At 66.8% G+C, this 22,732-nt stretch carries 22 protein-coding genes and 1 pseudogene; 6 read left to right on the top strand and 17 right to left on the bottom strand.

The window, feature by feature from the left end:
* Together IHD13_RS18210 and IHD13_RS10915 are read left to right on the top strand one after the other, a co-directional pair.
* A pseudogene (locus tag IHD13_RS18210) lies at positions 1-432 on the top strand (tetratricopeptide repeat protein); the annotation flags it as partial.
* An 18-nt stretch (positions 433-450) separates the two neighbouring features.
* On the top strand, positions 451-690 hold the full coding sequence (locus IHD13_RS10915) for a hypothetical protein (RefSeq protein WP_230086251.1): 240 nt from the start codon (positions 451-453) through the stop codon (positions 688-690).
* Between the two features lie 32 nt (positions 691-722).
* Here IHD13_RS10915 and IHD13_RS10910 read toward each other — a convergent pair whose 3' ends face one another.
* On the bottom strand, positions 723-2,924 hold the full coding sequence (locus IHD13_RS10910) for a heavy metal translocating P-type ATPase (RefSeq protein WP_195861075.1): 2,202 nt from the start codon (positions 2,922-2,924) through the stop codon (positions 723-725).
* A 108-nt stretch (positions 2,925-3,032) separates the two neighbouring features.
* Here IHD13_RS10910 and cadR point away from each other — a divergent pair, with 108 nt between their 5' ends.
* Complete coding sequence (gene cadR, locus IHD13_RS10905; protein ID WP_195861074.1) at positions 3,033-3,485, top strand: Cd(II)/Pb(II)-responsive transcriptional regulator; 453 nt, start codon at positions 3,033-3,035, stop codon at positions 3,483-3,485.
* 43 nt (positions 3,486-3,528) lie between these two features.
* On the opposite strand, the gene iadA is transcribed toward cadR, so the two are convergent.
* The 13 genes from iadA to IHD13_RS10840 form a co-directional block, all read right to left on the bottom strand.
* Positions 3,529-4,674: a beta-aspartyl-peptidase gene (gene iadA / locus IHD13_RS10900; protein ID WP_195861073.1), complete on the bottom strand. Its 1,146-nt coding sequence runs from the start codon at positions 4,672-4,674 to the stop codon at positions 3,529-3,531.
* Between the two features lie 64 nt (positions 4,675-4,738).
* On the bottom strand, positions 4,739-5,524 hold the full coding sequence (locus IHD13_RS10895; RefSeq protein WP_195861072.1) for a transporter substrate-binding domain-containing protein: 786 nt from the start codon (positions 5,522-5,524) through the stop codon (positions 4,739-4,741).
* A 499-nt stretch (positions 5,525-6,023) separates the two neighbouring features.
* On the bottom strand, positions 6,024-6,791 hold the full coding sequence (locus IHD13_RS10890; RefSeq protein ID WP_195861071.1) for a transporter substrate-binding domain-containing protein: 768 nt from the start codon (positions 6,789-6,791) through the stop codon (positions 6,024-6,026).
* A 150-nt stretch (positions 6,792-6,941) separates the two neighbouring features.
* Positions 6,942-7,664 (bottom strand): ABC transporter permease, encoded by a 723-nt coding sequence (locus tag IHD13_RS10885; protein ID WP_195861070.1) that lies wholly within the window; start codon positions 7,662-7,664, stop codon positions 6,942-6,944.
* Positions 7,665-7,666: 2 nt separating this feature from the next.
* Complete coding sequence (locus IHD13_RS10880) at positions 7,667-8,368, bottom strand: ABC transporter permease (protein WP_195861069.1); 702 nt, start codon at positions 8,366-8,368, stop codon at positions 7,667-7,669.
* A gap of 13 nt (positions 8,369-8,381) precedes the next feature.
* The gene (locus IHD13_RS10875) at positions 8,382-9,152 is read right to left on the bottom strand and encodes an ABC transporter ATP-binding protein (protein WP_195861068.1); all 771 of its coding nucleotides are present in this window, start codon (positions 9,150-9,152) and stop codon (positions 8,382-8,384) included.
* Positions 9,153-9,374: 222 nt separating this feature from the next.
* A complete protein-coding gene (astE, locus tag IHD13_RS10870; RefSeq protein WP_195861067.1) occupies positions 9,375-10,367 on the bottom strand; it encodes a succinylglutamate desuccinylase in 993 nt (330 codons plus the stop codon).
* Positions 10,368-10,769: 402 nt separating this feature from the next.
* Positions 10,770-11,108 carry a hypothetical protein gene (locus IHD13_RS10865; protein WP_195861066.1) on the bottom strand — a complete coding sequence of 113 codons (339 nt, stop codon included), beginning with the start codon at positions 11,106-11,108 and terminating at the stop codon, positions 10,770-10,772.
* 12 nt (positions 11,109-11,120) lie between these two features.
* Positions 11,121-12,515, bottom strand: coding sequence for an FAD-dependent oxidoreductase (locus IHD13_RS10860; protein WP_195861065.1), 1,395 nt, complete (start codon positions 12,513-12,515; stop codon positions 11,121-11,123).
* Between the two features lie 137 nt (positions 12,516-12,652).
* Positions 12,653-13,720, bottom strand: a complete 1,068-nt coding sequence (locus tag IHD13_RS10855) for a tartrate dehydrogenase (protein WP_195861064.1) — start codon at positions 13,718-13,720, stop codon at positions 12,653-12,655.
* The gene (locus IHD13_RS10850) at positions 13,717-14,544 is read right to left on the bottom strand and encodes a zinc-dependent peptidase (protein ID WP_195861063.1); all 828 of its coding nucleotides are present in this window, start codon (positions 14,542-14,544) and stop codon (positions 13,717-13,719) included. The genes IHD13_RS10855 and IHD13_RS10850 overlap by 4 nt, the downstream gene beginning before the upstream one ends.
* A gap of 4 nt (positions 14,545-14,548) precedes the next feature.
* A complete protein-coding gene (locus IHD13_RS10845; RefSeq protein WP_195861062.1) occupies positions 14,549-16,120 on the bottom strand; it encodes a bifunctional GNAT family N-acetyltransferase/carbon-nitrogen hydrolase family protein in 1,572 nt (523 codons plus the stop codon).
* A 229-nt stretch (positions 16,121-16,349) separates the two neighbouring features.
* Complete coding sequence (locus IHD13_RS10840; RefSeq protein WP_195861061.1) at positions 16,350-17,261, bottom strand: DMT family transporter; 912 nt, start codon at positions 17,259-17,261, stop codon at positions 16,350-16,352.
* A gap of 205 nt (positions 17,262-17,466) precedes the next feature.
* Between IHD13_RS10840 and IHD13_RS10835 the strand changes: the two genes are divergently transcribed.
* Complete coding sequence (locus IHD13_RS10835) at positions 17,467-19,101, top strand: BCCT family transporter (RefSeq protein WP_195861060.1); 1,635 nt, start codon at positions 17,467-17,469, stop codon at positions 19,099-19,101.
* Between the two features lie 73 nt (positions 19,102-19,174).
* Here IHD13_RS10835 and IHD13_RS10830 read toward each other — a convergent pair whose 3' ends face one another.
* Entirely contained in the window at positions 19,175-19,576 is a 402-nt protein-coding gene (locus tag IHD13_RS10830) for a GlcG/HbpS family heme-binding protein (RefSeq protein WP_195861059.1), read from the bottom strand.
* 329 nt (positions 19,577-19,905) lie between these two features.
* Here IHD13_RS10830 and IHD13_RS10825 point away from each other — a divergent pair, with 329 nt between their 5' ends.
* Positions 19,906-20,613 (top strand): glutathione S-transferase N-terminal domain-containing protein, encoded by a 708-nt coding sequence (locus IHD13_RS10825; RefSeq protein ID WP_195861058.1) that lies wholly within the window; start codon positions 19,906-19,908, stop codon positions 20,611-20,613.
* A 9-nt stretch (positions 20,614-20,622) separates the two neighbouring features.
* Here the strand turns inward: IHD13_RS10825 and IHD13_RS10820 are convergent, their stop codons facing one another.
* Positions 20,623-21,591 carry a LysR family transcriptional regulator gene (locus IHD13_RS10820; RefSeq protein WP_195861057.1) on the bottom strand — a complete coding sequence of 323 codons (969 nt, stop codon included), beginning with the start codon at positions 21,589-21,591 and terminating at the stop codon, positions 20,623-20,625.
* A 241-nt stretch (positions 21,592-21,832) separates the two neighbouring features.
* On the opposite strand from IHD13_RS10820, the gene IHD13_RS10815 reads away from it, so the two are divergent.
* Positions 21,833-22,213, top strand: coding sequence for a phasin family protein (locus IHD13_RS10815; protein ID WP_195861056.1), 381 nt, complete (start codon positions 21,833-21,835; stop codon positions 22,211-22,213).
* A 214-nt stretch (positions 22,214-22,427) separates the two neighbouring features.
* Here the strand turns inward: IHD13_RS10815 and IHD13_RS10810 are convergent, their stop codons facing one another.
* Complete coding sequence (locus tag IHD13_RS10810; RefSeq protein WP_195861055.1) at positions 22,428-22,730, bottom strand: MliC family protein; 303 nt, start codon at positions 22,728-22,730, stop codon at positions 22,428-22,430.
* Between the last annotated feature and the right edge of the window lie 2 nt (positions 22,731-22,732).

Below are 22,732 nucleotides of genomic sequence, written 5' to 3'. Positions count from 1 at the left end.
TGGTATCTGACCAATAGCCGCCGGCTTGGCGCCGCGGAGGAATGGCTCCGCCAAGCGGCGGAGCAGGGCTATGTGCCGGCGATGCATCAGCTATCGGAAACTCTAAGCCATCAATATCAATATGACGAGGCTTGGGAGTGGATCAGTCAAGCTTCTGAGGGAGGTCATCTTGATGCTCGTTTATGGGTTGCATTCTGTCACTTGGACCCTAGCTACGACCCTATGTGTGACTCCGATAGAGATATTTCAGTAGGGTGGGGGATAGCGTTAGCTGTACTGGAGGAGACAGGTAATGAAACGGCCGAGTGGGTCCTTGAAGAGAATTCAGGTGTTCTTATGGAAAATAAACGGGAAGAGGCAGAAGCTCTAGCGAGAGACTGGGCATACCGTACTCCCCCACTTTCCAATTTCCCCCCGCGCTTTGGCTACTGATCGATTATGCCGGGACCTATGCAACGCCTGCTGCTCATCGTCCTGCTGGTGCTTCCGATAAGCGCCTTGGCCCTGGAGCTCGAGACCCAGGCCGCCAAGAACGAGGGGATGCGGCTCTATAATATCGGACATTCCACGGCGGCCATGCCCTATCTTCGGCAAGCCGCGGAAGTGGGCGATGTCGAGGCCATGTACTACATGGGAGAGGCGGAACGGCGACAGCAGATGATGGGTCTGACCCGGGCAGCCATGGAGTGAAGTGGTCCAATTGGAGCGGACACCCCGATAAGCTATTTATCCGGAGCCTGCTTTAGCAGTCTGAGGCCGTTGGCCACCACCAGCAGGCTGGCGCCCATATCGGCGAAGACCGCTATCCACAGGGTGGCGTGGCCGCTGAAGGCGAGCCCCAGGAAGAGCACCTTGATGGCGATGGCGAAGGTAATGTTCTGGATCAGCACCCGCCGGGTGGCCCGGGAGAGGGTGACGAAGCGCGGCAGCTTGCGTGGGTCGTCGTCCATCAGCGCCACATCGGCGGTCTCGATGGCGGCGTCGCTGCCGGCGCCGCCCATGGCGAAGCCGATATCGGCCCGGGCCAGGGCCGGGGCGTCGTTGATACCGTCGCCGACCATGCCGATGCTGGCCTGACTCGCCTTCGCCTCGATCAGGCGCAGCTTGTCCTCCGGGAGCAGCTCCCCCCGGGCCTCGTCGATGCCGGCCTCGGCGGCGATGGCGGCCACGCTGTGGCGGTTGTCGCCGGAGAGCATCAGGGTCTGGATGCCCAATCGGTGCAGGGCGGCGATCGCCTCGCGGCTGCCGGCCTTGAGGGGATCGCTGACGGCGAACAGTGCCAGGGGACGGTCGGCCTCGCCGAGGATCACCGGGCTCTGCCCCCGGGCCTCCAGGGGCGCCAGGCGCGCCTCCAGGAGACTCGCCTCCACGCCATGCTCCGCCGCCAGGCGACGATTGCCGAGCCAGAGTCGGCGCTCGCCGAGGCATGCCTCCACGCCCAGGCCGGGGCGTTCGGTGATGGCGTCCGGCATGTCGGCCGGCCCGTTGGATGGCTCTTTGGATAGCTCCCCGGATAACTCTTTGGATAGTGCCTCGGCCAGGGCCCGGGAGACCGGGTGATTGGAGCGGCCGGCCAGGGCGAGGGCCAACGGCGCGTGGACCTGGCCCGAGCCGTGTGTGTCCCAGGCCTGCCAGTGGTGCAGTCTAGGCTTGCCCTCGGTCAGGGTGCCGGTCTTGTCGAAGGCCAGCCAGGCCAGGCGATGGCCCTGCTCCAGGAAGTGCCCCCCCTTGATCAGGATGCCGGCCCGGGCCGCCGCGGCCAGGCCGCTGACGATGGTCACCGGGGTGGAGATCACCAGGGCGCAGGGGCAGGCGATCACCAGCAGCACCAGGGCCCGGTAGAGGCCCTCCGTCCAGGCGCCGCCGAACAGTGGCCAGGCCAGGGCGGTGACGATGGCCAGGGCGAATACCAGGGGGGTATAGACGGCGGCGAAGCGATCCACCAGGCGCTGGGTGGGGGCGCGGCTGGCCTGGGCCTCCTCCACCGCATGGATGATCCGCGCCAGGGTGGTGTCGTCGGCCCCGCGGGTGGTGCGGTAGTCGAACTCCCCCTGCTGGTTGATGGTGCCGGCGAAGACGACATCCCCTGGGCCCTTGTCCCGGGGTAGCCCCTCGCCGGTGATGGGCGACTCGTCCAGGGCGCTGCGGCCGCTGAGGATCTCGCCATCGAGGGGCACCCGCTCGCCGGGGCGCACCCGCACCCGGCTGCCGATGGGCACCGCCTCGGCGGCCACCTCCCGCCAGTCGCCGTCGTCCTGGCGCTGGCGGGCCGTGGCGGGGGCCAGGTCGAGCAGGCCGCGGATGGCGTCCCGGGCGCGGCCCAGGGAGCGCGCCTCGATGCGCTCGGCCAGGGTGAAGAGCACCAGCACCATGGCCGCCTCCGCCCATTGGCCGATCAGCAGGGCCCCGGTCACCGCCACGCTCATCAGCGCGTGGATATTCAGGCTGCGGTGGCGCAGGGCGATCCAGCCCTTCTTCCAGGTGGCCAGCCCGGCCAGGCCGATGGCGGCCAGGGCCAGCAGGGGCGGCGCCCAGCCAAGGGCCGGGGCGAACCAGTGCAGCAACTCCGCGGTCAGCGCCAGGCCGGCGGCCAGGCCCAGCCGGCCCCAGCCCTCGGCGGGTGGCGAGGGCGGTGCCTCCGTGGTCGCATCCTCCAGTGGTTCGGCACTCATGCCGGTGGCGGCGATCCGTGATTGGATGCTGGCCTCGTCGGCGCCGTCGTGGGCGACGGTCAGCACCCGGCGGATCAGGTCGAAGCGCAGCGCCAGGATGCCTGGTTCGTCGGCCAGGGCGCGGCGCAGCAGCGCCTCCTCGGTGGGACAGTCCATGGCGGCGATATGCAGGCGCAGGGTCCGATCATCGTCGGGCAGCGGCGTCATGTCGGTGGTCGCCGTGGGGCGGCCGCCGCAGCAGGAGGTGGTCATCCGTATGACTCCCTGGTGAGCTTGGGGTAGGCTCGAAGTACACACCCTGTAGCCACTACAGGGTCAAGGGGAGAGGGAAGCCCGGGGGATACACCGAGGAGGACGAGGATGCGTATCGGAGAACTGGCCCGCCAGAGCGGCTGCGGCGTGGAGACCATTCGCTACTACGAGCGGGAGGGACTCCTGCCGGCCCCCGCCCGCAGCGCCGCCAACTACCGCCAGTACGGCGAGCGCCACGCCGAGCGGCTGGCCTTTATTCGCCACTGCCGTGCCCTGGATATGACCCTGGAGGAGATTCGCACCCTGCTGGCCTACCACGACCACCCGGAGCGACCCTGCCACGAGGTCAATGGGCTGATCGACGCCCACCTGGCCCATGTGGCGGCGCGAATTCGCCAGCTCCAGGCCCTGGAAACGGCCCTGGTGACCCTGCGGGCACGCTGCAACGGCGAGTCCGAGGCCGAAGCCTGCGGCATCCTTCGCGAGCTCTCCCGGCCCCTGGGCGAGGATGAGCTACCCGACCCGGGGGAGGGCGCCCATCTGCCCGGTGCCCACGGCTAACGAGACAGCGCCTGATGGGCCGAAGCGCCGGACGCGGCGTCGCTCAGTCGCGGCGGTGAATCCGCCGGCCCAGGGCCCACACCTCATCGAGGCGCCAGCGGGTCTCGTCGAGCACCAGCAGGTCCGCATCCCGGCCCGCTTCCAGGCGCCCCTTGTGCGTGAGGCCCAGGGCCGCGGCGGCATGCTGGCTGGCCATGGCGATGGCCAGCTCCGGGGCGATGCCATGCCCCTCGATGCACTCGCCCAGGGTCTCGAAAAGGCTGCCCAGGCGGCCCGGTTCCAGGCCCAGGAAGCGGCCCTGGGCATCGAAGCGCGGCAGGGAGGCATTGGCATCCGAGGAGAGGCTGAGCCGGGAGGGCTCGATCCGCGCCTCCAGGGCCCGAGCCACGGCGGCAGCGGCGGGGATTTCGCCATCGGCGAGCAGTTCCGGTGTGGTGCTGGTGGTGAAGTCGATGCGGCCCCCCTCCCGGGCGAAGCGCAGGCCATCCTCGAAGAGTGCCTCGGTGCGGTTGATATGGGTGGGGTAGAACTGGGCCAGGGGCAGGGCGCTCTCCCGGGCCACCGCCCGCAGCGGTTCCAGGTGCGTCTCGGCGTCCCCGGTATGGATAAAGACGATGCCCGCCTTGCCGGCCAGCAGGCCGGCGGTGCGGGCTTCGGCGGTGAGGCGGATCAGCTCCGCCGTGGAGGGCTGGGAGCCGCGGTGGTCGCTGATCGCCACCTCGCCGACGCCGAGCACTTCCGGCACGAAGAGGATGTCTTCGCGCAGGGTGCCGGTGAGGGTGGCCGGCGGCAGCTGGTAGGAGCCGGTGTAACAGTAGGCGCTGAGGCCGCCGGCGCTCAGTTCCCGGGCCTTGCCCAGCAGGTTGGCGGGGGTGCGGGTCACCGCGTCGGTGCCGAGGGCACCGACCAGGGTGGTAACCCCGGAGGCATGGGCCTCGGCCAGGCTCAGCTCCGGGGTGCGCTGGCCGAAGCCGCCTTCGCCGCCGCCGCCGATGAAGTGCACCAGGGGATCCACCAGGCCGGGAATCACCCGACGCCCTTGCAGGTCGATCACCGTGATCGCCGGGCCGCTGGCCAGGGGCGTCCCCATGGGGGCGATGGCGGCGATGCGCCGGTCGCTGATCAGCAGTTGGCAGAGTCCCAGCGGCTCGGGGGCGAAGAGCCGGGCATGGGTCAGTAGGGTCAGCATGGTCACTTCCATGGTTGCACGATGACGCCGGCCTCGGCCGGCGTCATCGGGGTGGGCGGTGGGCTTAGAGCTTGATGTCGTAGCTGAAGTAGCGGTTCATGATCTCATCATAGGTGCCATCTTCCTTGAGGGCCGCCAGGGCCTCGTTGAAGCGCTCGGCGAGGGCGGTGTCGCGCTGGCGGAAAGCCACGCCGACGCCCTGGCCGAAGATATGCGCCGGCTCCTTGATGAAGTCGCTGATGCGCCAGAAGTCACTCCCCTCGGTATCGATGTCGATGGCCGCCTCGGCGATGGGGTAGTCCATGAAGGTCAGGTCCAGGCGCCCGGCCCGCAGGTCGGTAATCACGTCTCCGACACCGGTGTAGCGGCGAATCTCCAGCACGTCGCCGTAGAGCTCCGAGACGTAGTTGTCCTGCAGGGTGGCGCGCTGGACGCCCACGGTGAGGCCTTCCAGGCTCTCCCGGTCACTGATGTCGATGGGGCGACCGGCGAGGGCGATCCAGGCACTGGGGGTGGTGTAGTAGGGCTCGGAGAAGAGCACCTGGTGGGCCCGCTCCTCGGTGATCGCCATAGAGGACATGATGGCGTCATAGTTGCGCGCCATCAGGCCGGGGATGATGCCGTCCCAGTCCTGTTCCACCCAGGTGCACTGGATCTCCAGGTAGTCGCAGACGGCGTTGCCCAGCTCGATCTCGAAGCCGGCCAGCTCGCCGTCGGGCTGGCGGTACATGAAGGGTTCGTAGGGCAGGTCCACGCCGAGGCGGACCTCGCTATAGTCGCGGGCCTGGGCGTGGCCCAGGGTCAGGGTGGCACCGAGGGTGGCGGCCAGCAACAGAGGCAGTGAACGCATGGTAGGTCCTCCAGGGAAGGATTCGTCGATGGTTGTTGTTATCGCCAGGGGCGATCGGGTCAGGGAATCCAGCGCACGGCCACGCCAAGGCCACGATGCGATCGTGGACGGAGTGGGCACGTGACTGGACGGGGGTGGCATGGCGCCACGCATAGCCTGGGGGCCGGCAACACACGCGATCGAGTCACGCCGGCCCGATGGCGGCGGTGAGGCGTCGGATGCGTATGGGCGGGAAACCCGCGGTCGTCAGCGAGTGACGACAGGCTAGTGGGTCACGCGCTTGCCGGAACAGGCGAGGCGGACCCGCGGCCAGGACGGCCGGAGGGGAAGGCTATTCGTCGAACCATTCGCTGAGATAGAAGCTGTCGAAGTCGCAGCGGTAGGCTATCTCGGCGTGGTGTGTCTGGGAGAAGCTCGGGTACATGGGCGGACCCTGTCGAATGACCCCTTAACTCTCGGAGATGGCGGGCGGCCTGTCAAGCCGCCCGCCGCCTGGCGCTTACTCGTCGCCGAAGTAGCGCTGGAAGATCTCGTCGTAGGTGCCGTCTTCCTTGAGGGTGGCCAGAGCCTCGTTGAAGCGCTCGGCCAGGGCGGTGTCACGCTGGCGGAAGGCGATGCCGAAGCCCTCACCGAAGTACTCCTCGGGCTCGGTGACCATCTCGCCGACGACCCGGTAGTCGCCGTCATCGTTGTCGAGCAGGGTGGACTGGCCGACCACGAACTCGAGGAAGACGATGTCCAGGCGCTGCGCCTCCAGGTCCAGCACCATGTCGTCGGCGGTGGAGTAGCGGTTGATGGTGGCGAGGCTGCCGTAGGCATCGGTGGCGTAGTTGTCGTAGGTGGTGCCACGCTGCACGCCGATGCTCTTGCCGGCCAGGCTCTCCTCGCTGATCTCCTCCAGGCTGCTGCCGGCGGGGGCGAACCAGGCGCCGGGGATGGTGATGTAGGAGTCGGAGAAGAGCACGGTCTGGCGGCGCTCATCGTTGATGGACATGGAGGACATGATGGCGTCGTAGTTGCGCGCCAGCAGGCCGGGGATGATGCCGTCCCACTCCTGTTCGATCCACTCGCAGGTGACGCCCATCTCGGCACAGAGGGCGTTGCCCAGGTCGATATCGAAGCCGGTCAGCTCGCCTTCCGGGGTGCGGTACTCCATGGGCTCGTAGGGGACGTCGACGCCGAAGCGTACGTGATCATAGTCGCGGGCCTGGGCGGTGCCGGCTACCATGGCGGCGCCGAGGAGCGAGATGGTAAGCAGTTTTTTCATGGTGTGTTTCCCTGTTGTTATAGGGGATTGAACCGGGGTATCGATCAAGGCCACGGTAGCGCAGCTTGGCGAACCCCGGAAGAGGGCAAGGGCCAATTTCCCAACGTTTGTTTGACGCCGGCCCGGACCCCTGGGTTCAGGCCGGCGGTTTCACGCCGGCTTCAGGTGGGCCAGCAGGCGTTTCTCCAGGTAGCGGAACAGGTAGAGAATCGCGAAGGTCAGGCACAGGTAGATCACCGCCACGAACAGGAAGGCCTCGAAGGGGGCATAGAAGCGCGCATAGACGAAACGCGCCGCCCCGGTGAGGTCCATCAGGGTCACCACGCTGGCGATGGCGCTGGCGTGGAGCATGAAGATCACCTCGTTGCCGTAGGCCGGCAGGGCGCGACGGAAGGCGCTGGGCAGGATGATGCGGCGCATCATCAGCGCCTGGGACATGCCGTAGGCCCGGGCCGCCTCGATCTCGCCCCTGGGAGTCGCCTTGATGGCACCACGGAAGATCTCGGTGGTATAGGCCGCGGTATTGAGGGTGAAGGCGATCAGCGCCGGGTAGAAGGCCTCGCGCAGCATCGGCCACAGGAAGGTCTCCTGGATGCCGTCGAAGAACACCACCCCGTAGTAGATGATGTAGAGCTGGATCAGCAGCGGAGTGCCGCGGAACACGTAGGTGTAGGCGTAGATCGGCAGGCTGATCCAGCGCTTCCCGGAGCTGCGCCCGATGGCCAGGGGCACCGCCAGCACCAGGCCGGCCAGCAGCGACAGGAACACCAGCTGGGTGGTGGTGACCAGGCCTTCCCAGTAGTAGCCCAGGGTCTGGGGGGTGAAGATCAGGTTGTCGGATAGCAGCTCGTTGAGCCAGGTGGTCAGTTCCATGATCAATGCTCCCCGAAGCCGACGTCGTAGCGTTTCTGCAGGCGGGCGAAGGCCCACTCGGAAGCGCTGGCGATCAACAGGTAGATGGCCGCCACCGGGATCAGGAAGGTGAAGGGCTCATGGGTGGCGCGGGAGGCCTCGGCGGCGACCCGTACCATGTCCGTCAGGCCGATGATCGAGACCAGAGCGGTGGTCTTGAGCAGCACCATCCAGTTGTTGGAGAGCCCCGGCAGGGCATGGCGCATCATCTGCGGGAAGCGGATGCGCCGGAACACCAGCCAGTTGCTCATGCCGTAGGCCTTGCCCGCCTCGATCTGGCCGTGTTCCACGGCCAGGAAGGCGCCGCGGAAGGTCTCGCACATATAGGCGCCGAAGATGAAACCGATGGTCAGGACCCCGGCGGCGAAGGCGTTGAGGTTGATGAATAGATCGACCCCGGTGTGGTCGTAGATCAGGTCGGTGACCGCGTTCAGCGCCATCTGACCGCCGAAGAACAGCAGCAGCATCAGCACCAGGTCGGGGACCCCGCGGATGATGGTGGTGTAGAGGGTCGCGGTCTTGTGCAGCAGCCAGTTGCGGGACATCTTGGCACTGGCCGCCAACAGGCCCAGTACCAGGGCCAGGATCAGCGACAGGATCGCCAGCTGCAGGGTGACCCCGGCGCCTTCCAGCAGCCGCGGGCCGTAGCCGTGAAGGTCTAGCATGGTCGTCTCCCGCTCAGTACTTGGGCGCCAGGAACTGCTTGAGGCGCGGCGATTGCGGGTTGTTCAGCACGTCGTGGGGCGCGCCGGCCTCCTCCACCAGGCCCTGGTGCAGGTAGATCACCTGGCTGGAGACGTCCCGGGCGAAGCTCATCTCGTGGGTCACCACCACCATGGTGCGCCCCTCCTCGGCCAGGTCGCGCATCACCTTGAGCACGTCGCCCACCAGTTCCGGGTCGAGCGCCGAGGTGGGCTCGTCGAAGAGCATCACCTCCGGGTCCATGGCCAGGGCCCGGGCGATGGCGCCACGCTGCTGCTGGCCGCCGGACATCTGCGCCGGGTAGGCATCGGCGCGGTGCGACAGGCCGACCCGCTCGAGCAGCGCCTTGGCCTGCTCGATCGCCTCCTTCCTGGGCCGACCCAGTACATGCACCGGGGCCTCGATGATGTTCTCCAGCAGGGTCATGTGCGACCAGAGGTTGAAGCCCTGGAAGACCATGGAGAGCTTGGCGCGCATGCGCACCACCTGCTTCCAGTCCGCGGGCTCGCGGCCATGCTTGGTGTGCTTGAAGCGGATCTCCTCGCCATGCACGATCAGGTCGCCCTCGTCGGGCTGTTCCAGCAGGTTCATGCAGCGCAGGAAGGTACTCTTGCCGGAGCCGGAGGCCCCGATCAGGGTGATGACGTCGCCTTTCTTGGCTTGCAGGGAGAGGCCCTTGAGGACCTCGGTGTCGCCGAAGCGTTTCTTGATATTACGAACTTCCAGCGGTAACGGCGTTGCGGCCATAACTCGGCTCCAGGTCGGGATGGCCATCCGGGGATGGCGATTTCAGCATGGCGGATGCGAAAGGCTGGCGATTCTACCAGCCTGGGCAGCCCCTGGCAGAATGGGCGCGAGTCGGCGATATACGACTTTCGTCTAGAGAGAAGGCAGGGTGCATGAGTAGCTATCCTCTAACTTATTGTTGTGTTTCAGTTTTATTTTCTGCTCTGGGGTGGTTGCTCAGCGTTAGGCGCTAGCCTCCGGCACCGGGCTGGGCCTGACCAGCAGGGCGGCGCGGGCGCCGATCTCCACCTTGGCATTGGGGAAGACCACCGCCAGGGGCGTCTCGCCGACCCGGAAGTCACCGGCCTCGGCGTCGCTGGCCAGCAGGCTGCCCGGGGCGAATTCGGTGAAGTTGGCGGTATCGTCGGCGAAGTGCAGGGAAAACTCCGGGGAGTGACGCATCAGCTCGTGCTCGACCCGGAAGAAGGCCATGGCGGCGGGGGCTTGCCCCGGTGGCTCGCGGCCCTCCACCAGGGCCTCGAGCAGGGCGCGCATGGGACGCAGGGCGCCCAGGTCGTTTTCGCCGAAGGGCGCCACCTTGCCCAGCTCCAGGGTGAAGGCCTGGGCGCCGTGATAGTGCTTGGAGTAGTGAGAGAAGGTCCAGCTGTGCTGATGCTGATGCAGCACCGCCTGGAGGCCGGCGGCGGCCAGCCAGCGCCACTGCTCGGCACCGGTGACGGCCTCGGCATGGGGTTCCACCGCGAAGCGCGGGAAGCGGCTGTCACGGATGGCGGTATGCAGGTCGTAGTGCAGGCGTGGCAGCTCGGCGTGGCGAGCGTAGAAGGCGTCCACCGCCGCCATCAGGGTACGGGCCCGCTCGGGCTCGTCGCCCTGGCGGTCCTGACCGCGCTGGAAGAGGCGGTTGAGGTTGGTATCGATGAAGCGCTCGCCAAGGCGAATCGCCGGCAGGTTGCCGAGGATCAACAGGACCGGCGCACCGAGGCGCAGGTGGCCAGTCTCCAGGCGTGACAGCAATTCACCCAGCAGCTCGATCGGCGCGGTCTCGTTGCCATGCACGCCCACCGAGATGACGCAGGCCCGGGCCTGGGATTGCCGCTCGCTGGGGATCAGTTCCAGTAGGCCCGGGGCGTGCAGGCGGTAGTGGCCGAAGGGCAACCGGCCCTCGGCCTCGAGGGCCTGCTCGGCGAGGGTGAGATCGATCCATTGACTGAGCATAGGGTGCCTTCTGTGCTTGTCGTTCTGTGCCGGCGGCAGGGGAAACCGCCGGGAGCCCTGGCACCATCACCAGCTTTGCTGGCCACGACAAGGGGCGGCGTCGACGTGATGAAAAAGCCGGTGCCATCCTGTAACTCCGCCACCGTCGGGGATCCGATGCTGACCGGGACCCTGACCAAGGCAGCATAGGGCGATGGGCACCGCTCTTCTAGGCATGGATTCCCAAGGAGGGCGAAAGGCTCCCATGGCGGATACGCCCGGGCGCCACGGCAGGTGGCCTGGCAACTGGCCGCTCCCGGCGCTGGGTACGCCGAGCGATCTGGGGTGGGGTAGCGGCGGCGCCCGTCGCCTGCCGGTGGATGATCGGGTGCTGGTCGGGGGATGCCGCTACCGTTGGTCGATTCAGGAGCGCCGGCCGCGCACCAGGTAACTCAGGGGGGTGAGCACCAGCCAGGCGAGCATGCCGACCCCGATCGCCGCGCCGATCAGCGCCACCCAGTCGGTGACGGTGGCCACATAGGCGAGCCGTGAGTGGGTCGCCAGGGGCAGCCACCAGAGAGTGGAGAGGCCGATCATCAGGGCCACCAGGTTGGCGCCCAGGCAGCGGTAGGCGAACAGCCGATAGCCCTTGAGATGGGCGACCAGCTGCACGCCGAGCAATACCGCCAGGCCCAGCACGATCAGCCACGCGAAGGGGGCCAGGGCATACATCAGGATGGTGATAACACCGGAAAGGGTCATGGGGCGGTCTCCTCAGGCCTGGCCTTCCAGAACGGCGTAGTACGCCGGTTGCAGCATGCGATCCTTCATCACCCAGGCCGCCCAGGACTCGTCCCGGGGGTCGATGAAGGGAAAGGAGGGCAGGAAGTCCAGGTTATTGTCATAGCCGAACTCCACCAGCATGGCCTTGCCGATCCCGGTGATCAGCGGGCAGGAGGTATAGCCGTTGTGGCGGGCCTGCAGGGGCTGCTCCTGCAGGTGTGCCAGCAGATTGGCCTCCACCACCGGGGCCTGCGCCTTGACGCTGGCGGCGGTCTTGTTGATCGGCGCGCCGATCACATCGCCGATGCCGAAGACCTCCGGGTAACGGTTGTGCTGCATGGTGTGAATGTCCACGTCCAGCCACTCGCCGGCGAAGGGGCCCTCCTGGGCGATCAGGGCGCTCTGCTTGACGAAGTCCGGGGCGCTCATGGGCGGCACCACATGGATGAAGTCGTAGTCGATCACCTCGGTGAGCCCCTCGGGACGCCGGAACTCCTCCTCGCGCAGCTCGTGATGGGAGGTGAACTGGGCCTCCCGGTCGACCCGGGTGAAGGTGGCCTGGCGGGCCCCCGGGTCGATGGCCGACAGCCGATACTGGTGGTAACGGTTGACGCCCTGCTCGTCGAAGCGCTGCTTGACGAAGTCATTGACCCAGGGCTGGCTGAACAGGGCATTGCCCGGCGCCATATAGTCCACCTGGAAGGCGTCCCGCTGGCCGGTAACCTCGAGCCGCGACAGGGTGGTGAAGGTCATCTTGAGGGGCGCGCCGGCACACTTCACCGGGGTGGGCGCGGCGGTAAAGAGGCCGCGGCCGCCGCCCTGGGCAATCCATGCCTCGATGGCCCGGTTGGTGCGGCTGGCGGCATCGATGCTGGCGTAGACGCTGCCGATGCCGTGGCTGCCCACCAGCTCCGGTGACATGCCCTCGATCAGGTGGTAATTGAGCTGCAGGCCGGTGGCCACCACCAGGGCGTCATAGGCCAGCACCTCCCCACTGGCCAGGGTGACCCGCCGCGACTCGGCATCGATGGCGGTGGCGGCCTGGCGCTCCCAGCGGATGCCGGCGGGCACGAAATCGGCATTGGGTCGCAGGGTCTTGTCGGCGTTCCACACCCCGGAGGCCACCAGGGTCCAGCCCGGCTGGTAGTGATGGATCTCGCGGGGTTCCACCAGGGTGATGGTGGTGCCCCGGGTGCGGTTGGCCAGGCGGTTGGCCATGGCCATGCCCCCGGCTCCTCCGCCAAGGATGACGATATGGGCCCGCGACTCGATCGGGCGGGCCTGGGCGCTGGTGGTGGTCAGCAGGCCGGCGGCACCGACCCCGGCCCCCCACTTGAGGAGCTGGCGCCGGCTCAGGCCGAGCGGAGGGTGGCGAGGGTCGGACATGAGAGCACTCCTGGGCGATATGGCGTACCTGGCAAGGATGCGACAGTTTTAATGGTTATAACCATATAACTATGGTTTAAGGTCGTCGCTTTTTCACCCGCCCAGGCAGTGACCCTTTGCCGCAGGCCCAACGGGAATCAGATCCGCTCGGCGATGGCCCGGCCCAGGGTCTCGGTGGTGCCGGTACCTCCGATATCCGGTGTCAGGAGGCCCTTGTCGCCCTCCGCCAGTACCGCCTCGAAGGCGGCGACGATGGCCTCGGCGGCGGCCGGGTGACCCAGGTGCTCGAGCATCATGGCCCCGGACCAGATCTGGCCGATGGGGTTGGCGATTCCCTTGCCGGCGATATCCGGGGCGCTGCCGTGGACCGGCTCGAAGAGGCTGGGGAAGCTGCCCTCCGGGTTGATATTGGCCGAGGGTGCCACGCCGATGGTGCCGGTGCAGGCGGGACCCAGGTCGGAGAGGATATCGCCGAAGAGGTTGCTGGCCACCACCACGTCGAACCAGTCCGGGTGCATCACGAAGTTGGCGGTGAGGATATCGATATGGAACTGATCCACCGCCACCTCCGGGTAGCGCTGGCCCATCTCGGCGACCCGCGCGTCCCACCAGGGCATGGTGATACTGATGCCGTTGGACTTGGTGGCCGAGGTGAGCTTCTTCCTGGGACGGGAGGCCGCCAGCTCATAGGCGAACTTCAGCACCCGGTCGGTGCCCTGGCGGGTCATCACCGTCTCCTGGATGACGATCTCCCGCTCGGTGCCCTCGAACATCTTGCCGCCGACACTGGAGTACTCCCCCTCGGTGTTCTCGCGCACCACATAGAAGTCGATATCGCCGGGCTCGCGGCCCGCCAGCGGACTCCTGATGCCGGGCAGCAGGCGGCAGGGGCGCAGGTTGATGTACTGATCGAAGCGGCGGCGGAACTGCAACAGCGAGCCCCATAGCGACACATGGTCGGGCACCGTCTCGGGCCAGCCCACGGCGCCGTAGAAGAGGGCATCGAAGTCCTTCAGGGTCTCGAACCAGTCGTCGGGCAGCATCTGGCCGTGTTCGGCGTAGTAGTCGCAGCTGGCGAAATCGAAGGTCTCGAAGGCCAGGTCGATACCGAAGCGCCGCGCCGCGGCCGCCAGGGCGCGCAGTCCCTCGGGCATCACCTCCTTGCCGATACCGTCGCCGGCCAGTACCGCGATTCGCTGGGTCATGGGGTCTCTCCTGGGGGTGGGGGGGCGGCCTCTGGCAGCCGGCGCAGGGGATCCTGGCGGAAGTAGTCCCGCAGCAGGCCATAGAGGCCGGGGTAGGTGGCGCTCAGGGTATCCGGGGCGGTGAAGAAGTACTCGCAGCAGACCGCGAAGCATTCGCCCGGGTGGCTGGCGGCGTAGTCATCGATGGGCGTCTGTTCGCCGCGGGCCAGGTGCGCCTGGAGATCGTCCCAGACGGCGGTGAATTCGCGGTGCCAGCGCCGGGCGTCCAGCTCCCGGGGCAGCGGCGGGAAGCCGTCCACGTCCTGGGAATTGCCCAGATCGAGCTTATGGGCCAGCTCGTGGATCAGCACATTGAAGCCCGAGAAGTCGCCGCTCTCCATCAGGTCGGGGAAGGCCACCACCACCGGACCCTGGTAGGAGGTCTCGCCGGCCCGCTCGTCGTCGTATTCGTGCATCACCCCGGCCTCGTCCATCTCCTCCACTCGACGCTGGAAGGCCTCGGGGAGGATCAGGATCTCGTGGACATTGGCGAAGGCCTCCAGATGCTCGGCTTCCGACCAGCCCAGGGTCAGCAGGCAGGCCTGGGCGGCCAGGGCCAGCTGGGCGGGCAGGTCGAAGGGCGTCGTCGTGGCGAGATCGGGATGCAGGCTCAAGCGCTTGTGGTGGGCGAAATGCCAGGCGCGCCGTCCCAGCGCCTCGGCCTCGGGTTCACTCAAGGCGGCGAGCAGCGGCAGCCGCGCCCGGGCCTCGGCCCAGGCGGTGTCGGGGAAGGGGTGGCGGGCCGCGAAGCGCTTCTCCCGCCACTGGCGCAGACGCCCGAGCATGGCCTCAGGCCTCCTCCTGCCGGCCCCCGGACTTCCAGCTCCAGTCGCGCAGGCGCAGGTCGAAGAGGTCCTTGCGGCGATCCTTGAGGTTGGTCACCGAGCCCTCGTTGCGCACCACCGTGAGGCGGGTCAGGTCCAGGTCCGAGAACATGATCATCTCGGTGTTGGGGGTGGTCTCCGCCAGCACGGCGTCGTGGGGGAAGGCGAAGTCGGAGGGCGAGAAGACCGAGGACTGGGCGTACTGGATGTCCAGGTTCTCGATGGAGGGCACGTTGCCGACGCTGCCGCACAGCACCACATAGCACTCGTTCTCGATGGCCCGGGCCTGGGCGCAGTGGCGCACTCGCAGGTAGCCGTTCTTGGTGTCGGTCCAGAAGGGCACGAAGAGGATATCCATCTCCTGCTCGGCGAGCAGCCGCGACAGTTCCGGGAACTCCACGTCATAGCAGATCTGGATGCCGACCCGGCCGGCATCGGTGTCGAAGACGCGCAGCTCGTCGCCGCCCTCGATCACCCAGTCGCGGCGCTCCTGGGGGGTGATATGCAGCTTGTGCTGGCTCTCCAGGGTGCCGTCCCGGTGGCACAGGTAACTGACGTTGTAGAGGCGGTCGTCCTCGCCCGCCTCGATCATGGAGCCGGCGATGATATTGATGTTGTAGGCCACCGCCATGCGCGACAGCTCGCTCTTGAACTGCTCGGTGAAGCCGGCCAGGAAGCGGATGGCGGCCATCTGATCCTGCTGGGCGGCGCGATCCTGGAGGCCCATCAGCGGGGCATTGAAGAGCTCCGGGAAGACCGCGAAGTCGCTCTGGTAGCCGGACAGGGCGTCGACGAAGTACTCCACCTGCTGGAGCACCGATTCCACCGAGTCGAATTCGCGCATCTGCCACTGCACGGCGCCCACCCGTACCTGGGTCTTGCGTGACTCCAGCACCCGCTCGGCGGGCTCGAAGAGGATATTGTTCCACTCCAGCAGGGTGGCGAAGCCCTGGGACTTCTCGTCCTCCGGCAGGTACTTGCGCAGCAGCCGCTTGACCTGGAAGTCGTTGGCCAGCTGGAAGGAGAGGATGGGGTCGTGGAGCTCGCGGCGGGCCACCTTGTCGATGTACTCGCTGGGGGAGAGGTCGTCGGCGTATTCGTGGTACTGGGGGATGCGCCCGCCGGCGAGGATCGCCCGCAGGTTCATCGAGCGGCACAGCTCCTTGCGCGCCTCGTAGAGGCGGCGACCCAGGCGATAGCCCCGGTAGGCCGGGTCGATCAGCACGTCCAGGCCGTACATGGCGTCGCCCTCCGGCTCGTTGAGGATCACCTCCCGGGAGCCGATCAGGTCGTCATAGCGGTGGGGGTTGGAGAAGGTGTCGTAGTCCACCAGGGCGGTGAGGGCCACGCCGACGATCACCTCGTCGTCTTCGATCACCAGCTGGCCGTCGGGGAACTCCTGCACCAGCTTGTCGATGGTGAGCTTGGGCCAGGCCCCGCCGATGTCGTCATAGACCTTGTCCATCAGCGTCTTGAGCTGGGGATAGTCCTCCACGGTCAGGTTGCGCAGGTTGAGGTGCAGTTCGTCGAGGGACATGGCGGCGGCTCCTGAGCGGTGGGAATCAAGCGGAGTCTAACATGGCCGCCGCGGCTCGCCGCGAGCCGCGGCGGCCGTCTCGTAGGGCTATCGCGGTTGGAATGGCTGAGGGGCACTGGAGGCAAGATGGAGCGGGGGTTTTTTGCCATGGATGACAAAAGTAGCGCCCAGGGAGGGGTTCACAGCGCCCCGCGACAGCCTGCCTCCAGGATAGCCCCGGGCCACAAAGCTAATTGCGATAGCCTTGAGTGGTTTCGGGCGCGGCGCGCAGTGGCCGGGTCAATGTCTGAGCCATGATCACCCCGGCCAGCGTCAGGCCGCCCCCCAGCAGATGGTGGAGACCCAGGCGTTCGCCGAGGAAGGCCATGGCGATCAGAGCGCTGAACAGCGGCATCAGGTTGATGAAGATGCTCGCCTTGCTGGCGCCGATCTGGCCGATGGCGCGCATCCACAGGAAGGTGGTGATGATGGAGGCGGGGATGCCGGCATAGAGGATCAGCCCTACATTGCTCCCATCCACCGGGGTCATGGGGCCAAGCAGGTAGCCCGGCAACAGCAGCAGGACCGCGAAACAGATCTGCGCATAGAGCAGCACCCAGGGCGAGAGTCCCAGGGACCAGCGCCTGAGCATCACCCCGTAGGCGGCATAGCAGGTGGCGGCCACCACCATCAGCGCATCGCCCTTGGCCACCTCCAGGGCCAGCAGGCTGCGCGGGTCGCCCTGGCCCAGCAGCACCAGCACCCCGAGCAGGGCGACGATGCCGCCGACCACGCCGCCCAGGCTGGGGGGCTCGCGCAGGATCAGGGCGCTGAGCAGCACGGTGAGTAGCGGCACCATGGCGGCGAGGATGCCCATATTGGTGGCGCTGGTGGTCTCGGCGGCCACGTAGGCCAGCCCCTGCCAGAGCCCCATGCCCAGGGCGCCCAGCACGGCGAGCTTGGGCCACTCCCGGCGAATCGTGGCCCGGGCCTGCCAGGCGGCGGGCAGCAGGAAAGGGGTGAGGACGAGCAGGGCCAGCAGCCAGCGCAGGAAGGCGATGGAGCTGGGGGCGATGGCGCCCACGGTGAGCTGGTTGATGGTCATATTGCCGGACCAGATCAGCACGGTGCCCAGCGGCGGCAGCAGATAGAGCAGTGGCATGGAGACCTCGACAGGGGAGAGCCGCGGAGCCCTCGAAGCAGTCATCAGTGACCTGGAATCATACGCGGCAATTTGTGAGGAGGCTAATTAGCTCCTCGGGCCCCGAGGACGTCGGCTGGAGCGGCCAAGAGGCGTTGGCAAGCCCCTGCGACGCCGCTCGGGAAGGCGCCTAGACTGGCTCTTATCATGGTGTCGAGGATTGACGATGAGCGATACGAATGAGCCGGCCTCACACGCCGCGACCAGTGATATGCAGACCGACTATGTGGTCGGCCAGGACAATATCGAGGGGCAACTCGGCCCCATCGGCTTCGATATCCATAACCGGGTCTTCGTCGTCTCGGCATTCGCCTCCCTGGTCTTTATCATCCTGACCCTGCTGCTCCCGGAGCGGGCGGGAAGCCTCTTCCAGTCCATCGTCGCCTTCACCACTACCCGCCTCGACTGGTATTTCATGGGCCTGGTGGATTTCTTTATCCTCTTCTGTATTGGCCTGGTGGTCTCGCCCTATGGGGCGGTGCGCCTGGGTGGGCCCGGGGCGCAGCCGGAATACGGCTACCTCTCCTGGTTCGCCATGCTGTTCGCCGCCGGCATCGGTATCGGCCTGCTGTTCTTCGGCGTGCTGGAGCCGGTCTACCATGCCAACGTCTCCCTGCCCCTGGGCATCGCCTCGCCCTTCGGCGCCGACGGGACCCTCGACCCGGAGGCGATCGCCGAGGCCACGGCGATGGGCCTGGCCGGCACCTACCTGCACTGGGGCCTGCATGGCTGGGCGGTCTATGTGGTGATGGCCCTGGCCCTGGCGCTCTTCACCTACAACAAGGGGCTGCCCTTCTCGATCCGCTCGGCCTTCTATCCGATCCTCGGCGAACGGGTCTGGGGCTGGTGGGGGCATGCCATCGATATCCTGGCGGTCTTCTCGACCCTCTTCGGCCTGGCCACCTCGCTCGGCCTCGGTGCCCAGCAGGCCAATGCGGGGATGAACTTCGTCTTCGGCCTGGAGGTCAGTGCCACCGCCCAGGTGATCATCATCCTGGCGGTGACGGCGGTGGCCCTGGTCTCGGTATGGCGGGGGCTCGACGGCGGGGTCAAGAAGCTCTCCGAGTGGAACATGGTGCTCGCGGTGCTGTTCTTCGGCTTCGTGCTCTTCGCGGGCCCCACCCTGGTGGCCCTGAGCGGTTTCTGGACCGGGCTTACCACCTATGCAAAGGAGTTTCTGCCGCTCTCGGCGCCCTTCGGCCGTGACGACGACGCCTACCGCCAGGCCTGGAGCGTCTTCTACTGGGCCTGGTGGGTGAGCTGGGCGCCCTTCGTCGGCATGTTCATCGCCCGGGTCTCCCGGGGCCGCACGGTGCGCGAGTTCGTGGTCTGCGTGCTGCTGATTCCCAGCCTGTTCATCTTTATCTGGATGGGGGTGTTCGGCGCCACCGCCCTGGAGCAGCTCTATGCCGATCCCGACAACAGCCTAGTCAAGGCCTATGTGATCGACAGCTACAGCCCGGAGCTGTCGCTGTTCGGCATGCTCAACGAGCTGCCGCTGACCGGGCTGATGGCGACCCTGGGCATCATCCTGGCGCTGGTCTTCTTCGTCACCTCCTCGGATTCCGGCTCATTGGTGATCGACACCATCACCGCCGGCGGCAAGATCGATGCGCCGCGCCCGCAGCGCATGTTCTGGGCCACGGTGGAGGGGCTGATCGCCATCGTGCTGCTGCTCGGCGGCGGTCTCTCGGCCCTGCAGGCGGGGGTCACCGCCACGGCGATTCCCTTCTCCATTGTCATGCTGCTGATGTGCTATTCCATTCTCCGGGCGCTCCATGGCGAGCTGAAGCGCCGTTAGCGACGCCCCAAAAGACACCGCCCCCGCTGCCTGGCAGCGGGGGCGGTGTCGTCTCTCGAGGAACGGTTCAGGCTTAGATAATGGCGGCGATACCCGCCTTGGCCACCTGGGCGTCCTGGTCGGACTTGACCCCGGAGACGCCCACGGCGCCGATCACCCGGCCGTCGATCACCACCGGCACGCCGCCTTCCAGCAGGCCCTGCAAGGGGGCGGAAAGAAAAGCGTTGCGCCCGCCGTTGATCATGTCTTCGAAGACCCGGGTCTCCTTGTGGCTCAGTGCCGCGGTGCGCGCCTTCTGGGCACTGACCATGGCGGTCATGGGGGCGGCGCCGTCCAGGCGGCGCAGGGCCAGCAGCTCGCCGCTGTCGTCGGCGACGGCGACGGTGATGCACCAGCCATTGGCCTCGGCCTCGTGCTGGGCGGCATCGAGGATGGCATTGACCTCCTTGAGTCCGAGTACGGCTTTGGTTTGCATGCTTGAGTCTCCTTGGAGTTGTCGAAGTTGGAAATGGTATGGGGCACCGGAAAAAGTAGGCATGATGCGATGAGCCCAGTGGGCGTAAGCATTCATCCTTAATTATTTGATGGAAATTATTTCCAATGTACACGCTTGGGGCGGGAATTCCAGTCATGAAAGCGCTCAGTCAGGCCTCTCGGGCTGGGGAGGGCTGCGACCGATGGTCGCGGGTCAGGTTGATGTTTGGTGAACTCATTTTCTTGTTCGGAATGGCGACGCCCTGGTGACGAGGATAGTCTGGATGCGATGACGTCTTTCCGGTAATTGGCACTACTCAGGAGGTAGGCATGACGCGATGGCTCTACGACCTGCGTGGCCGCGACGAGCGGCTGCGTTTCTCGCCCTACTGTTGGCGGGTCAAGTGCGCCCTGGCCCACAAGGGGCTCGACTACCGGACGCGTCCCTGGTGCTACCGGGACAAGGAGGCCCTGGCCTTCTCCGGTCAGGGCGCGGTGCCGGTACTGGTGGATGGCGAGGCGGTGATCGGCGACAGCTACGAAATCCTGCGCTACCTGGAGCGCACCTATCCCCAGGCGCCGCTACTGGGGGAGGGGGTGACCGAGGCCAGGGCGCGTTTCTTCAAGCACTATGCGGAGCGAGCCCTGGCGCCGGCCATCATGCGTACCGTGATCATGGACCTCTACCAGGCGGTGGATCCCGGTGATCGGGACTACTTCCGCGCCAGCCGCGAGAAGCGCTTCGGACGTAGCCTGGAGGAGTTCCACTCCCCGGTGCGTGGCCTGGCCCAGCTCGACCAGGCCCTGGAGCCGCTGCGGGGGCACCTGGACGGCAGCGACTACCTGGATGGCATGGCGCCGGGCGCCGCCGATTACCTGGTTTTCGGCGCCTTTATGTGGGCGCGCTGTGTCTCCAACGCCGACCTGGTCTCCAATGCCGACCCGGTCCATGCCTGGGTCGAGCGGATGCTGGACCTGTACGATGGCCTGGGGCGCCGGGCGCTGCGGGTCAGCGACCTGGAGGATGCCTACCGCTGAGGACGGGCCTCAGTGATGTAGCGACCGCTGAGGCGGGGCCAGGGCGGCGGAGGAGGGATCGGCGATTGCCGGGGGCTCCTCGCCGCGCCAGGCCGATGGCACCCGTTGACGCAGGAAGTCGAGCAGGGCGGTGACCTTGCGCGACTGGCGGCCATAGGGGTAGAGCAGGCTGACCGCCAGGCTGGGAGGCTGCCAGTCGGGCAGGCATAGGCTCAGCTCGCCGGGATGATGGGCCTCGCGGCCCGCGGCCAGCCAGCGGGGAATTACCCCCAGGCCCTGGCCGCGGGCGATGGCATCGATATGCAGGGTGCTCTGATCGACCCGGAGTCGCGAATGGGGTGGGGTGAAGTGATAGTCACCGTGATGTGGGTGCTGCAGGGGCAGCCCGGTCTGGGTAAGGCCCAGCAGGTCGACCCAGGCATGGCTGGCCAGCTCCCGGGGGTGGCTCGGCGTGCCATGGCGGGCCAGGTAATCGGGATGGGCATAGAGCCCCTGGGTCAGCCGTCCCAGTGTCTCCTGGCGCAGGCCGCACTCCGTCAAGGGGCCCACCCAGACCCAGATCGCCTCCTCGTCGGGGCCCGTCGGCGGCTGGGCCGGGTGGCCCAGGGTCAGCTGAATCCCCGGGTGGCGTGCCAGGAAGGTGTCCATATGCCGAGCCAGCCAGGCGCGGGCCAGGGTCTGGTGGACCTGTACCGTGACCTGGCCGCTGACCTCCTCACGAAGCTCATCCAGGCGGCGCTGGCTCTGCTCGGCCAGGGCCAGGATCTGCTGGCAGTAGCCATGGAAGAGTAGCCCCGCCTCGGTGGGAATCAGGCGATTGGCCTGGCGGCGCAGCAGGGGCTGGCCCAGGCGCGCCTCCAGCTGGCTGATGCGGCGGCTCAGGGTCGACTTGGCCACGCCCAGGTGCTGGGCGCTGGGCGCGAGACTGCCGTGTTCCATCACGGTGACGAAGGCATGGAGTTCCTGTAGGTCATGCATGGCGGTGTGTCTGGGTTGCCAGTAGGGGGTCCGCCGGCAGTCTCTCATGAAACGTATTGATTGAAAATTATTATCTTTTGCGATCGAGAGGCGTTAGTGCGAGTGATCCCCGTGAGAGGGCCCGGGGAGGGTGACGAAAAAAGTCGAAGAGTCGATGTTGCACTGCACAAAACACCTTGCTATGCTGCATCGCAACAGGAGGGATTTTCCTCCGTTGCCAAAGACCACCAGGAGGTGTTCGATGTCTACTTCAAGCTTCGACCAAGCCGCTCAGCAGTTCGATTCCCTGTTCTTCGGCCCGGCGCGTGCCTACGCCGCCCTGAGCCTGGACTACACCGAAAAGCTGGTGGCCGCCCAGTTCGATGCCGTCAAGGCCTACTCCGACCTGAGCCTGACCCAGGCCCGCGCCATCCTCGACGTCAAGGACGCCGACGGCCTGCGCAGCTACGTGGAAGGCCAGCAGAAGGTCGCCAAGGACCTCAGCGAGCGCTTCAAGGGCGACGCCGAGAAAGTCGTGGCCATGAACCAGGAATTCCTGCAGGAAGGCCAGAAGCTGGTGGAAGAGAGCGTCAAGAGCGCCTCCAAGGCCACCGCCACCAGCGCCAAGGCCGCCACCAAGTAAGCGCTTCGCGCTCCAGGCCAAGGCCCACGCCGCCACCCCACGGGGTGGCGGCGTTTTTTTTGCTTGATGGGTTAGGCTCTGTACGAAAACTGTCTGCGCTCGCCCATACGGCGTTAAAAATCGGCTCAAAGTACTCATTTACACCGCGTAAACTCCGTCTTTTCGCCGATTTTTGCCTTGTCTGGCCATCGCTCGCCGACTTTTCGTACAAACCCTAGCGTACGACCCGGCACTGACTGGGCGCCCGCCGTCCCACCGTCCAGGTGGCCTCCTCGCCCTTGCCACGGAATTCGTGGGTGGGGGTGGCATACCACATGCCGGAGGCGGGGCGTTGTGTCGGCAGGACATAGGTTTCGCCGCCCTGGGTGAGGCGGGCGACCTCATCGTCGAAGACGATATGGAACTCGCTGCCGTCGTCACAGCGGTAGTCGGCACTTGGCAGGGCTTCCGTCTGCGGGGAGTGCAAGGCGCAACCGGCCAGGGCCAGCGAGGCAAGCAAGATAAGGGGATAGCGCACGG

The sequence above is a fragment of the Halomonas sp. 328 genome (assembly GCF_015645095.1).
GTDB lineage: Bacteria > Pseudomonadota > Gammaproteobacteria > Pseudomonadales > Halomonadaceae > Bisbaumannia.
This window is presented reverse-complemented; position numbering and strand designations above follow the sequence as displayed.